The organism is Pseudomonas coronafaciens pv. oryzae str. 1_6 (genome assembly GCF_000156995.2).
Classification (GTDB): Bacteria; Pseudomonadota; Gammaproteobacteria; order Pseudomonadales; family Pseudomonadaceae; genus Aquipseudomonas; species Aquipseudomonas tremae.
The window spans coordinates 1,617,211-1,630,029 of the sequence record NZ_CP046035.1 but is presented as its reverse complement, the minus strand read 5'-3'; the positions used below and the strand labels follow the sequence as shown (position 1 = coordinate 1,630,029).

13 protein-coding genes and 1 pseudogene are annotated in these 12,819 nt (G+C 60.3%); 6 read left to right on the top strand and 8 right to left on the bottom strand.

Going from position 1 to position 12,819, the window contains the following annotated elements; translation table 11 throughout:
- Window positions 1–29 precede the first annotated feature (29 nt).
- From POR16_RS07355 to POR16_RS07325, 7 genes and pseudogenes are all read right to left on the bottom strand, one after another.
- Window positions 30–1,435 (bottom strand): annotated as a pseudogene (locus POR16_RS07355) (amino acid permease).
- Between the two features lie 268 nt (window positions 1,436–1,703).
- Complete coding sequence (gene rluB, locus POR16_RS07350; protein ID WP_005889850.1) at window positions 1,704–2,933, bottom strand: 23S rRNA pseudouridine(2605) synthase RluB; 1,230 nt, start codon at window positions 2,931–2,933, stop codon at window positions 1,704–1,706.
- 184 nt (window positions 2,934–3,117) lie between these two features.
- Window positions 3,118–3,309 carry a DUF1289 domain-containing protein gene (locus POR16_RS07345; protein WP_005889849.1) on the bottom strand — a complete coding sequence of 64 codons (192 nt, stop codon included), beginning with the start codon at window positions 3,307–3,309 and terminating at the stop codon, window positions 3,118–3,120.
- A 188-nt stretch (window positions 3,310–3,497) separates the two neighbouring features.
- Window positions 3,498–4,277, bottom strand: a complete 780-nt coding sequence (scpB, locus tag POR16_RS07340) for an SMC-Scp complex subunit ScpB (RefSeq protein ID WP_005889848.1) — start codon at window positions 4,275–4,277, stop codon at window positions 3,498–3,500.
- A gap of 15 nt (window positions 4,278–4,292) precedes the next feature.
- Window positions 4,293–5,111 carry a segregation and condensation protein A gene (locus tag POR16_RS07335; RefSeq protein WP_005889847.1) on the bottom strand — a complete coding sequence of 273 codons (819 nt, stop codon included), beginning with the start codon at window positions 5,109–5,111 and terminating at the stop codon, window positions 4,293–4,295.
- A complete protein-coding gene (locus POR16_RS07330) occupies window positions 5,111–5,740 on the bottom strand; it encodes an L-threonylcarbamoyladenylate synthase (protein ID WP_005889846.1) in 630 nt (209 codons plus the stop codon). Before POR16_RS07330 ends, POR16_RS07335 begins: the two co-directional genes overlap by 1 nt.
- Before the next feature lie 13 nt (window positions 5,741–5,753).
- The gene (locus POR16_RS07325; protein WP_024669852.1) at window positions 5,754–6,617 is read right to left on the bottom strand and encodes a PHP domain-containing protein; all 864 of its coding nucleotides are present in this window, start codon (window positions 6,615–6,617) and stop codon (window positions 5,754–5,756) included.
- Window positions 6,618–6,682: 65 nt separating this feature from the next.
- Between POR16_RS07325 and POR16_RS07320 the strand changes: the two genes are divergently transcribed.
- The 5 genes from POR16_RS07320 to POR16_RS07300 all read left to right on the top strand — a co-directional run bounded on the left by POR16_RS07320 (window position 6,683) and on the right by POR16_RS07300 (window position 10,461).
- Window positions 6,683–7,279 (top strand): septation protein A, encoded by a 597-nt coding sequence (locus tag POR16_RS07320; RefSeq protein WP_005889842.1) that lies wholly within the window; start codon window positions 6,683–6,685, stop codon window positions 7,277–7,279.
- A 1-nt stretch (window position 7,280) separates the two neighbouring features.
- A complete protein-coding gene (locus POR16_RS07315) occupies window positions 7,281–7,580 on the top strand; it encodes a YciI family protein (protein ID WP_005889840.1) in 300 nt (99 codons plus the stop codon).
- Window positions 7,581–7,666: 86 nt separating this feature from the next.
- Window positions 7,667–8,344 carry a response regulator transcription factor gene (locus POR16_RS07310; RefSeq protein ID WP_024669853.1) on the top strand — a complete coding sequence of 226 codons (678 nt, stop codon included), beginning with the start codon at window positions 7,667–7,669 and terminating at the stop codon, window positions 8,342–8,344.
- A 164-nt stretch (window positions 8,345–8,508) separates the two neighbouring features.
- Window positions 8,509–9,015, top strand: coding sequence for a hypothetical protein (locus POR16_RS07305; RefSeq protein WP_005889833.1), 507 nt, complete (start codon window positions 8,509–8,511; stop codon window positions 9,013–9,015).
- Between the two features lie 87 nt (window positions 9,016–9,102).
- Window positions 9,103–10,461, top strand: coding sequence for a sensor histidine kinase (locus POR16_RS07300; protein ID WP_005889831.1), 1,359 nt, complete (start codon window positions 9,103–9,105; stop codon window positions 10,459–10,461).
- 114 nt (window positions 10,462–10,575) lie between these two features.
- Here the strand turns inward: POR16_RS07300 and POR16_RS07295 are convergent, their stop codons facing one another.
- Window positions 10,576–11,136 (bottom strand): nitroreductase family protein, encoded by a 561-nt coding sequence (locus tag POR16_RS07295; protein WP_005889829.1) that lies wholly within the window; start codon window positions 11,134–11,136, stop codon window positions 10,576–10,578.
- Between the two features lie 174 nt (window positions 11,137–11,310).
- Between POR16_RS07295 and POR16_RS07290 the strand changes: the two genes are divergently transcribed.
- Entirely contained in the window at window positions 11,311–12,765 is a 1,455-nt protein-coding gene (locus POR16_RS07290) for a TrkH family potassium uptake protein (RefSeq protein ID WP_122381111.1), read from the top strand.
- Window positions 12,766–12,819: the final 54 nt, after the last annotated feature.

Below are 12,819 nucleotides of genomic sequence, written 5' to 3'. Positions count from 1 at the left end.
AGGCATCTTCTTTTCTGTAACAGACACGTTTACTTGCCAACCCCGGCATTCAGCATAACGCTACGCCTGTTTTTGGCCCGATAACATACCCACATAACCGCCAGCCACACCGGGATTGCGTAAACCGAGATCTGAATGCCGGGGATCATCAGCATGATGCCGAGAATAAACACCACAAAAGCCAGGCACACGTAATTGCCATAGGGATACCACAGCGCCTTGAACAGCGGCACTTGCCCTGTGCGATTCATGTGCTGGCGGAATTTCAGGTGCGAGTAGCTGATCATCGCCCAGTTGATCACCAACGTGGCCACCACCAGCGACATCAACAGCTCCAGCGCCTGATGCGGCACGAAGTAATTGAGCAACACCGCCACCAGGGTCACGGCCGAAGAGGCAAAGATTGCCTTGACCGGCACGCCGCGTCTGTCGACCTGGGCCAGCGCTTTAGGCGCATCGCCCTGCTCGGCCATCCCCACCAGCATGCGGCTGTTGCAATAGGTGCCGCTGTTGTAGACCGACAGCGCAGCGGTCAGCACCACAAAGTTGAGGATGTGTGCAGCCGTGTCGCTGCCCAGCATCGAGAACACTTGCACAAACGGGCTGCCGCTGTACGAATCACCCGAGGCATTGAGGCTGGCCAGCAGGCTGTCCCACGGCGTCAGCGACAACAGCACCACCAGCGCACCGATGTAGAAAATCAGGATGCGATAGATGACCTGATTGATCGCCTTGGGGATGACGGTTTTCGGCTGTTCGGCCTCGGCAGCGGTGAAACCGAGCATTTCGAGGCCGCCGAACGAGAACATGATGATCGCCAGCGCCATGACCAGCCCGCTAACGCCATTGGGGAAGAACCCGCCGTGCTCCCAAAGGTTGCTGACCGATGCCTGCGGGCCACCGCTGCCGCTAACCAGCATGTAGCTACCCAGCGCGATCATGCCGATGATTGCCACCACCTTGATGATCGCGAACCAGAACTCGGTCTCGCCAAAGACCTTGACGTTGGTCAGGTTGATGGCATTGATCAAAACAAAAAAGGCCGCCGCCGACACCCAGCTTGGTATATCGGGCAACCAGTAATGAATGTATTTGCCGACCGCGGTCAGCTCCGACATACCCACCAGGATGTACAGCAGCCAGCAGTTCCAGCCCGACAGAAAGCCGGCGAAACCGCCCCAGTAGTTGTGTGCAAAATGGCTGAACGACCCTGCCACCGGCTCCTCGACAATCATCTCGCCCAGCTGGCGCATGATCATGAAGGCGATGAAACCACAAATGGCATAGCCGAGAATCATCGAGGGGCCAGCAGATTTCAATACACCCGCCGAACCGAGAAACAGGCCGGTGCCGATGGCGCCGCCTAGCGCGATCAACTGGATATGCCGATTCTTCAGGCCACGTTTCAACTCGCCTGACGGTGCGGATGTTTCACTCATTCAATAGCCACCTGGTGTTCTTGTTCTGTGACGGAAAAGGACCTGCCGCGCTCGTGACACAGCAGAACTGCAGTACCCGGAGCGAGAGCCCGGCGTATTGAACAGCAATGGTTCACAGAAAAAGGCGCAGCATTGTACACCTGCATCCCGGCTGAAGTTCAAAACGGGGGAACGGATGTGCATCGGCTGTGTGACAGCGCTTTTCAAAGCGCCAGAAACAACAACGCCAGCCCTAAGGACTGGCGTTGCCGCTCATTTACACGATCACTCGGGCTTGCGACGACCGAAGCCAGGGCGCTGACCCGAACCTGCCGGTGGGCCACGACGTTTGCCGGACGGCGCGTCATCGTTGACCAGCTTGATGCCGACACGCTTTGGGCCGGGCTTGGCAGGACGTTTGTTCATCTCGCTTGGACGCTCGGCGACCGGCGTGCCACGGCTGTTGTCGGCCGGACGCGGCGCGCGGGAACCGGGCTTGCCGGAATCCTTGCGCGGTGACGGACGCTGAGTCGAATCGCCGCCACGCGGACGATCACGCTCGCTGCCGGTGATCTGCGGCTGACGCGGGGCGCGGTCGCTGTTCGCCGGAGCGCCAGCGGCAGGACGCAGCGTACGGACAACGCGCTCGCCCTTGCCCAACGGACGGGACGATTGACGCTGCAGACGCTCCATCTTGTCCTTGGTTTTGGCATTCATCTGCGGCTGGGCCACAGGCTGAAGGCCGACTTCGGCAGCCAGAATGTCGACTTCGTACTGACTCATTTCACGCCAGCGGCCCATCGGCAGGTCGGAGTTGAGGAACACCGGCCCGTAACGCACGCGCTTCAGACGGCTGACCACCAGCCCCTGGGATTCCCAGAGACGACGCACTTCGCGGTTACGGCCTTCCATCACCACGCAGTGGTACCAGTGGTTGAAGCCTTCGCCGCCCGGAGCCTGCTGGATATCGGTGAAACGCGCAGGACCGTCTTCGAGGATCACGCCGTTCTTGAGGCGCAGCAGCATGTCGTCATCGACCTCGCCACGCACACGAACTGCGTATTCGCGGTCCATTTCGAACGAGGGGTGCATCAAACGGTTGGCGAGTTCGCCGTCGGTGGTGAACATCAGCAAGCCAGTGGTGTTGATGTCGAGACGACCGATGTTGATCCAGCGGCCTTCTTTAGGGCGCGGCAGACGATCAAACACGGTCGGACGGCCTTCAGGGTCGTCACGGGTGCAGATTTCGCCATCGGGTTTGTTGTACATGATTACGCGACGGACTGTTTCAGCCGCTTCTTCGCGCTTGATGACGCGACCATCGACACTGATGGCGTCATGCAGGTCGACGCGTTGACCGAGGGTCGCGTCCTTGCCGTTGACCTTGATACGGCCTTGGGTAATCCAGGCTTCTACGTCACGGCGTGAACCCACGCCAATGCGCGCCAGAACCTTCTGCAGCTTTTCGCCTGCGGGTCCGATTTCCTGGCTGTCCTGCTTGTCTTTTTCACTCATCTGGGCACCTCCCGGTGTGTCGAATCAGGGCTGGCCGAGAACCGGCAAGACCTGTGCCCTGCGCGCTGTAGGAAGCGGCAAGGCGAAATACTTGAAAGCCCGGGCGATTGCTTATCGCCGAGGGTCGGCCATCATACGCCCCTGAGCATTTTTACGCATCAAGCGCCAGAGACAAATGCCGGTATCACTTCTTCTTTTTGCGACCGGCGGTCTTGAGCTTCGCCAGCCGTTTGGCGGACTCCTCGAGCACGCTGCGCTTGTCGTCTTTTTCCAGCTTCTTCCAGGCCTTGATTTCCCGCTTGCTGCGGCCACACCCAAGGCAAATGTCATCATCGAATTTGCACAGGCTGATGCAGGGGTTCTTGGTCGAACTCATGGGGCAGCGAATCTCATGGCTGGGGATATCAGATGTGACCGTGGCGTGGCAGAGGAATTCGACCGGAAGCTCGCAGGGCATCGGCACGACAGTCAGAGAATATCGTTTCGCACGCTCCTGCTCTACATTGCAAAGAGGGACGCGGAACGTCCAGAAAGGCGCTACCACGCGGAGTGTGGGAGCGAGAATCAGGCCTCGTCTTCTTTATCCTTGCCCTTATTCTCAGCCTCAGCCTCTGGCTCCGCTCGCAACAGGTCATCGAAGTCAATCTTGAGTCCCTGTTCCATCGAATCGAGCTCCACCAGCAGGCTGCGGAAGCTGGTCTCGTCGCGCGGGGCCTCGGGCTCTTCGTCCGGGTCGAGACTGGCATCGGCCAGCGCCTGCAAATGGGCGGGCACCGGGGCTTCCTCGAAGTCCATCACCGGTTCCGTTTCCATTTCGCGCAGGTCGGCCAGCGGCGGCAGTTCATCCAGGCTTTTGAGGTTGAAGTGATCGAGAAAGCCCTTGGTGGTAGCGAACATCGCCGGTTTGCCCGGCACGTCGCGGTAGCCCACGACGCGAATCCATTCGCGCTCCAGCAGTGTCTTGACGATGTGGCTGTTGACCGCCACACCACGCACGTCTTCGATCTCGCCACGGGTGATCGGCTGGCGATAGGCAATCAATGCCAGAGTTTCCAGCATGGCCCGGGAGTAACGCTGCGGTCGTTCTTCCCACAACCGTCCGACCCACGGCGAAAAGCGGTCCCGAATCTGCAATCGGTAGCCCGAGGCCACTTCCTTGAGCTCAAAAGCGCGCCCCTCGCAGGACTTGCGCAGCACCTCCAGCGCTTTCTTGAACACCGGAGGCTCGGGCCGCTCGCCTTCTTCGAATAGCTCATACAGCCGTTCAAGCGTCTGCGGTTTTCCGGAGGCCAGCAGAAATGCTTCAAGCAACGGGGCCAGTTCGCGAGGTTCGTTGAGGTTCATGGGTGTATTCTTGCTCTACTCGGCTCGCGCCCGGACATGGATCGCCGCAAAGGGCTCGTTTTGGACCAGTTCGACAAGGGATTCCTTGACCAGCTCAAGCACGGCCATGAATGTCACAACCACCCCCAGACGTCCTTCTTCAGCAGTGAACAGCTCGGCAAACGGCACGAAACCGCCGCCCTTGAGCCGCTCCAGCACATCGCTCATGCGTTCGCGGGTGGACAGGGCCTCGCGGCTGACCTGATGACTCTCGAACATGTCACCGCGATGCAGCACTTCGGCCATGGACATTAGCACTTCCTCAAGGCTGACATCCGGCAACAGCTTGCGGGCGCGGGCTTCAGGAGCGTCGAGTTTCGGCACGATCACATCGCGACCGACCCGTTTCAGGCCGTCGATGCCTTCAGCGGCGGCCTTGAAACGCTCGTATTCCTGCAGGCGGCGAATCAGTTCGGCACGTGGGTCGCCCTCTTCCTCTTCTATTTCCGCCGAGCGCGGCAACAGCATGCGCGACTTGATCTCGGCCAGCATGGCCGCCATGACCAGGTATTCCGCCGCCAACTCCAGGCGCACGGTTTTCATCAACTCGACATAACCCATGTATTGCTTGGTGATTTCGGCCACAGGGATGTCGAGGATGTCGATGTTCTGTTTGCGGATCAGGTACAGCAGCAGGTCGAGCGGTCCTTCGAACGCTTCGAGAAAAACCTCGAGCGCATCCGGCGGAATGTACAGGTCCAGCGGCATCTGCGTGACCGCCCGTCCGTAGACCAGCGCGAACGGCAGCTCCTGCTGGGCATCAGCCTGGCTGTCTGCGACCTCGACGACCGTCATTAAGCGCGTTCACCGAACGGCGCCGGATCACCACAACCGACCCGAACGATCTGCGGCTCGCCCTCGGACAGATTGACGACTGTGGACGCGGAGATGCCACCGATACCGCCGTCGATGATCAGGTCAACGTGATGCTCAAGCACCTGGCGCATCTCGTACGGGTCGCTCAAGGGCACCGTGTCACCGGGCATGATCAGGCTGACGCTCATCAGCGGCTCGCCCAGTTGCTCCAGCAATGCCTGGGCGATGGGGTGGCTGGGTACGCGCAGGCCGATGGTGCGGCGCTTGGGGTGCAGCACCAGGCGCGGCACTTCACGAGTGGCGTTGAGAATGAAGGTATACGGCCCTGGCGTATGCGCCTTGAGCGCGCGAAAGGCACCGGTGTCGACCTTGGCAAACAGCCCCAGTTGCGACAGGTCGCAGCACATCAGGGTGAAATTGTGCTTGTCGTCCAGTTGGCGCAGACGGCGAATACGCTCGATGGCGCTCTTGTCGCCAATCTGGCAACCCAGCGCGTAGGACGAATCTGTCGGGTACACCACCAGCCCGCCGGCTTTTATGATTTCCGCGGCCTGTTTGATCAGGCGCGGCTGCGGGTTTTCCGGATGGACCTGGAAAAATTGACTCACGGTAACTTCCTGTTCAGACGGCGGCAGTAGGCTGTTCATGTTTGAATCTGCACCATAAAGGCGGTAGATCCTCCGGCACCGGACGATAGGTGCCGATCTCGCCCCAGGCACCGGGACCGTGGAAATCGCTGCCGGCAGACACCAGCAGACCGAACTCACGGGCGAGGATGGCCAGGGTTCCGACCTGATCGGCAGGCTGCATGCCATTGACCACTTCTATGGCATGCCCACCGGCCTGGACGAAATCGCCGACCAGTTTACGCCGTTTACTGCGGGTAAAGTCATAATGCGAAGGATGCGCGAGGCTGACCCAGGCGCCAGAGGCGCGCAACGTCGCCACCGTTTCTTCCAGCGTCGGCCAATGCTGCTTGACATCGCCCAGTTTGCCCGCACCCAGCCACTTGCGAAATGCTTCGGCGCGATCCTTGACGTAACCGCCGCGCACCAGAAAGTCGGCAAAGTGCGGACGCGCCGGTGCATTGCCGCTGTCGCCGAGCTCTTGCTGGATCGCCCGCGCGCCTTCCAGCGCTCCAGGCATACCTTTGATCGCCAATTTACGGCTGATTTCTTCGGCACGCAGCCAGCGTCCGTCATGCAAACGGGCGATGGCGTCGGTCAACGCAGGGGCCTGAGTATCGAACCCGTAACCCAGCACATGAATAGTCGCGCCGCCCCAGACACAAGACAGTTCCACCCCATTGACCAGTTGCATACCCAATGAAAGCGCCGCCGCACGGGCTTCTTCAAGCCCTTCGAGCGTGTCGTGGTCAGTCAGAGAAAGGACGCGCACGCCGTTTTCATGGGCACGGGCAACCAGCGCCTTGGGCGAGAGCGCCCCGTCGGAAGCGGTGCTGTGGCAATGCAGGTCAACATTCATAGTGGTGCTTTCGTGTTCATTGATGTTTGTTATTATGCCGCCACATCCTGCTTCTGGCTGCCATTGTGAAACAATTCATCGACTTCATCCCGCTGCTCCTGTTTTTCATCGTTTATAAAACCGAGCCGCGCGCCGTGGATATCCTCGGCAATACCTATATGGTAGGCGGCATTTTCAGTGCAACGGCGATGCTGATCATCAGTTCGGTGGTGGTTTACGGCATTCTTTACATCAAACAGCGCAAGCTGGAAAAAAGCCAGTGGCTGACGCTGGTCGCCTGCCTGGTGTTCGGCAGCCTGACACTGGCCTTCCACAGCGAAACCTTCCTGAAGTGGAAAGCGCCGGTGGTCAACTGGCTATTTGCGGTCGCCTTCGCCGGCAGCCACTTCATTGGCGATCGCCCGCTGATCCAGCGCATCATGGGCCACGCGCTAACCTTGCCGGCGGCCATCTGGACCAGACTGAACATCGCGTGGATCATCTTCTTCCTGTTCTGTGGAGCGGCCAATCTGTACGTGGCGTTCACCTACCAAGAGTTCTGGGTCGACTTCAAGGTGTTCGGCAGCCTGGGCATGACCCTGCTGTTCCTGGTCGGTCAAGGCATCTACCTGTCGCGTCACCTGCACGACACCGCTCCCAATACGACCAAATCCGAGGACTGACATGCTCTACGCAATCATCGCCACCGACGTCGAAAATTCGCTGGAAAAACGCATGAGCGTTCGCCCTGCGCACCTTGAGCGCCTGAATGCGCTCAAGGACGCTGGCCGACTGGTGCTGGCCGGCCCGCACCCTGCGGTCGACAGCAACGATCCAGGCGCAGCCGGTTTCAGCGGCAGCCTGGTCGTGGCCGAATTCGAATCACTGAGCGCAGCCAAAGCCTGGGCCGACGCCGACCCGTATGTTGCAGCAGGCGCCTATGCTCACGTCGTGGTCAAGCCGTTCAAGCAGGTCATGCCCTGACCCTGCCCGACCGACTTTTTAACAGCTCTGCTTTCTGATCGAGGCAGAGTCACGCGGCACCCCGGCAGTGACCAATTGAGTGAGTCATGAGCGAGCTGTTACTAATAGATGATGATCAGGAGCTGTGCGAACTGCTGAGCAGTTGGCTGAGCCAGGAAGGCTTTCAGGTGCGCGCCTGCCACGACGGCAACAGCGCGCGGCGGGCACTGGCCGAAGCGGCACCGGCTGCCGTGGTGCTGGATGTGATGCTGCCCGATGGCAGCGGCCTGGAATTGCTCAAGCAATTGCGCGCCGACCACCCCGACCTGCCAGTGGTCATGCTCTCGGCACGTGGCGAACCGCTGGACCGTATTCTGGGCCTGGAACTGGGTGCCGACGATTACCTGGCCAAACCCTGCGACCCCCGCGAACTCACTGCCCGGCTGCGCGCGGTGCTGCGTCGCAGTCATCCGGTGGCATCGTCTACACAGCTGGAACTGGGTGACCTGACGTTCAGCCCGATGCGCGGCGTAGTCAGTGTCGACGAAAAGGAATTGACCCTCACGGTGTCCGAGAGCCGTCTGCTGGAAGCCCTGATGCGCCAGCCTGGCGAGCCGCTGGACAAACAGGAACTGGCACAACTGGCACTGGGTCGCAAACTGACACTGTACGACCGCAGCCTGGACATGCATGTCAGCAACCTGCGCAAGAAAATCGGCCCGCACCCGGACGGACGTCCGCGCATCGTCGCGCTGCGCAGCCGCGGCTACTATTACAGCCTCTGAACAGTTGAAAGCCGCACGTCAAAGCCTTTCGCCTGCAACCCGAAGGGTGCGACGTGTAGCGCTTCCCTTACACAAGCTTTACCAAGCGCTGACTGCGCTTGACCTTGATCTCCCTAAACTGGGCTCATCGGCATCAAGCCGCACTAGAGACAAGGAGATACACCATGCGCAAGACCCTGATCGCTTTGATGTTTGCCACTGCCCTGCCGACCATTGCCATGGCTGCACCGCCACCTCCACCACCAGGCGGCCCTGACGCAGACGCGCCAGCCATGCGCCTTGATCGTGGTAATCAAGGCCCAGGCCCGGACATGCGTCGCGGCCCAATGGGTGAGCCCGGCCCAGGCATGCATCGCGGACCAGGCCCGCTGGGAGACCTCGACCTGAGCCGTGAACAGCGCCAGCAGATCGACAGGCTGATGCGTGAGCAGAAGCATGAACGTCATGACATCACTCAACGCTACCTGGACAAGATGCCTGCTCCCGAGCAGAAAGCGATGTACAACGAAATCAATGCCAAGCGCGCCCAGACTGACAGTGCAATTCGTGTACTGCTGAGCCCGGAACAGCAGAAGCAGTTCGACGAAATCAAGAAAAGGCAGGACGAACGTCGTGCCGAATGGGCCGAATTCAAAGCCTGGAAAGCGGAAAAAGCGGCAAAAATGCAATAACTGTCAGGCCGTCCGGCCTGACGCGTTGCAACGAACCCGGCATGCACACGCATGCCGGGCTTCTTTTATTCAGATCGAGGAAGTCCCGTGCGCTCACTGTTCTGGCGAATCCTGGCCAGTTTCTGGCTAGCCATTGCTCTGGTGGGAGGCCTGTCAGTGCTGGTGGGGCATATGCTCAATCAGGATGCGTGGATCCTCAATCGCCATCCGGTGCTCAATACGTTGCCGGAACAATGGACACAGCGCTTCGAAGAGCAGGGGGCGAATGATGCTCAGGAGTTTCTCCAGGACATCAAGCGCCGTAATCGCATTGACGTTCAGGTACTGAGCGACAGCGGCGAGCCTATGGTGCGGGGCACTTTCCCACCCCGTGCCGCAGCGCTCGAAGCCAGGCAGCAAGCCGATGAGGATCAGGGGCGCAAACTGCCCTGGCGGCGGCTGGCGACTGAATACGTAAGCCCCAAAACCGGCGAAACCTACCTGTTCATCTACCGCGTCCCGCACCCGGAACTTGATGCCTGGCATCGCCAGAGCCTCATGTGGCCATTGAGTGCGCTGGGCATCGCCCTGGTGGTGCTGACCCTGTTCAGCCTGTTTGTGACACTGTCGATCACTCGCCCGCTGAACCGCCTGCGCGGTGCGGTGCATGATCTGGGGCAGACCAGCTACCAACAGCAAAGCCTCGGGCAGCTGGCCAATCGTCGAGATGAATTCGGCGTGCTGGCCACCGATTTCAACCGCATGGGCGCACGCCTGCAAAGCCTGATTGGTAGTCAACGTCAGCTATTGCGCGACGTGTCTCATGAACTGCGCTCACCGCTGGCGCGGCTGCGAATCGCGCTGGCACTTGCCGAGCGGGCAGAACCTGCCGAACGGGAACGACTATGGCCGCGCCTGGGCCGTGAATGCGACAGACTGGAAGCATTGATCAGCGAGATTCTCGCCCTGGCGCGCCTGGATGCCGATTTCGCTGTCCCGGAGCCCATTGACCTCAACGCGCTGTTAAACCGCCTGAAGCATGACACGCACCTGGACGGCGTCGAGCAGAATATCAACGTCGAGGTTCAGAGCGCTTTGCAATTGCAAGGCTGGCCGGACATGATCGAGCGGGCGCTGGACAATCTGTTGCGCAATGCCTTGCGCTTCAATGCCCCGGGGCAGAGCATCGAGCTGCAAGCGATTCAGGCTGGCAACCGCATCCGCCTAAGCGTTCGCGATCACGGTCCGGGCGTCGCAGACGAGCACCTGGCGCAACTTGGCGAGCCTTTTTATCGAGCGCCTGGACAGACTGCTCCGGGGCACGGCCTGGGTCTGGCGATTGCCAGACGGGCAGCTGAAAGGCACGGCGGCAGCCTGATTCTGGGCAATCACCCGGAAGGCGGCTTTATCGCGACGCTCGATCTGCCGCTCGAGCCGGCCAACGCCAGGTCGCTTCAGACGGTGTAGGAAACGTCGCCGAACAAAGACCATGCAAGGGGCAACGGGCGAAAACCGGTCGAGCTCGCGCTCGATCGGCTATCAACGCAGTAGCACCGACATGCAGCAGTTTTCCGGTAACGACTAGCCCTGCCACTCGCTGACATACTCGCCCACGTCAACCTTCGGGGCCTGGCGTGGCGGGTTCAGCGGCGTGCCCAGGTAAAGAAAACCGATCACCTCTTCACCTTCATCAAGCCCGAAGCCCTTGGCAACCTGCGGCGCATAAGACAATTCGCCTGTCCGCCAGACCGCTCCGACACCCAGCGCATAAGCAGCCAGCAGTACGCCGTGGGCCGCACAACCGGCCGTGATCAATTGCTCCGAACGCGGCACCTTGAAGTGGTCCTGCAGCCGGGCGATGACTACCACGACCAGCGGCGCGCGCAACGGGCCAAGACGGGCCTTGTCCAACGCCTGCTGGGTGACTTCGTTGCCGCTTTGCTGCAGCGCCTCCACCAGCAGCTCGCCCATGCGCTCGCGGGCCGAGCCTTCGACAGTCAGAAAACGATACGGCCTCAACTGGCCATGATCGGGCGAGCGCAAGGCCGCGCCGAACATGATTTCCCGCTGAGCCGCGTCCGGGGCCGGGTCGACCAGTCGCGGTACAGATACGCGATTGAGCAAAACGTCGAGCGCCTGCATGGGCGGTCTCCTTGAAAAATGATCTGACATTCTAGAGCCTGTTTACCGTCAATAACGAGCATGACCGGCAAATCCTTACCCTTTGTGTCGAACCTTCCGACCCGCCGTGCCGGTTTACTTGGCACAAAGCGCAGGTAGAATGGCGCCTTTCCCAGACACCACCCAGAGCCATCCATGTCGTTGCCGACCCTTCGCATCATTGGTTTCATCATCGGCATCTTCCTGATCACTCTGGCGGTCGCGATGATTGTGCCCATGGCGACGCTGGTCATCTACGACCGCTTCGAAGACCTGCGCGAGTTTCTGTGGGCCAGCGCTATTACCTTCATCGCCGGGCTGGCGCTGGTGGTGCCCGGACGTCCCGACAATGTGCAACTGCGCCCACGGGACATGTACATGCTGACGGTTTCCAGCTGGATCGTGGTGTGCATCTTCGCTGCCCTACCCTTTCTGCTGACCCAGCACATCAGCTACACCGACTCGTTTTTTGAAAGCATGTCGGGCATTACCGCCACCGGCTCGACCGTACTCAGCAATCTGGACAGCATGTCGCCGGGCATTCTGATCTGGCGCTCGATGCTGCACTGGCTCGGCGGCATCGGCTTCATCGGCATGGCGGTGGCCATTCTTCCGTTATTGCGTATCGGTGGCATGCGCCTGTTCCAGACCGAGTCTTCCGACCGCTCCGAAAAAGTCATGCCGCGCTCGCACATGGTCGCGAAATTTATTGTGCTGGCCTACGTCGACTTTACCGCGCTGGGCAGCCTGGCCTTCTGGGCAGCAGGCATGAGCCTGTTCGATGCGATCAACCACGCGATGTCGGCCATTTCCACCGGTGGTTTTTCTACCTCCGACCAGTCGCTGGCCAAGTGGCCCCAGCCTGCCGTGCATTGGGTCGCCATCGTGGTGATGATCCTCGGCAGCCTGCCCTTTACTCTCTATGTCGCGACCCTGCGCGGCAACCGCAAGGCGCTGATCAAGGATGAGCAGGTGCAGGGGCTGATCGGTCTGTTGCTGCTCACCTGGCTGGTGATGACCGTCTGGTACGCCAACACCACGGACCTGCCTTGGACCGAAGCGTTGCGCCATGTGGCCCTGAATGTCACGTCGGTGGTCACGACTACAGGCTTTGCACTCGGCGACTACAGCCTGTGGGGCAATTTCTCGCTGATGCTGTTCTTTTACCTGGGCTTCATCGGCGGCTGCTCTGGCTCGACAGCGGGCGGCGTGAAGATTTTCCGCTTCCAGGTGGCCTACATCCTGCTCAAGACCAACCTCAATCAGTTGATCCACCCGCGCGCTGTGATGAAGCAGAAATACAACGGCCATCGTCTGGACGACGAGATCGTTCGCTCGATCCTGACCTTTTCGTTCTTTTTCACGATTACCATCTGCCTGATTGCGCTGATGCTGTCACTGCTTGGTCTGGACTGGATGACCGCGCTCACCGGCGCCGCCAGTACGGTGTCCGGCGTAGGGCCAGGCCTGGGTGAAGTCATCGGGCCGGCCGGTAATTTCTCTACCCTGCCGGATGCCGCCAAATGGATTCTGTCCGGCGGCATGTTGCTGGGTCGACTGGAGATCATTACCGTGCTGGTTCTGTGCGTACCGGCGTTCTGGCGACATTGAGGCCGACCACCGCGATAACACGCCTTCCCGCGCTGACCCCCTCGTCTTCCGGGC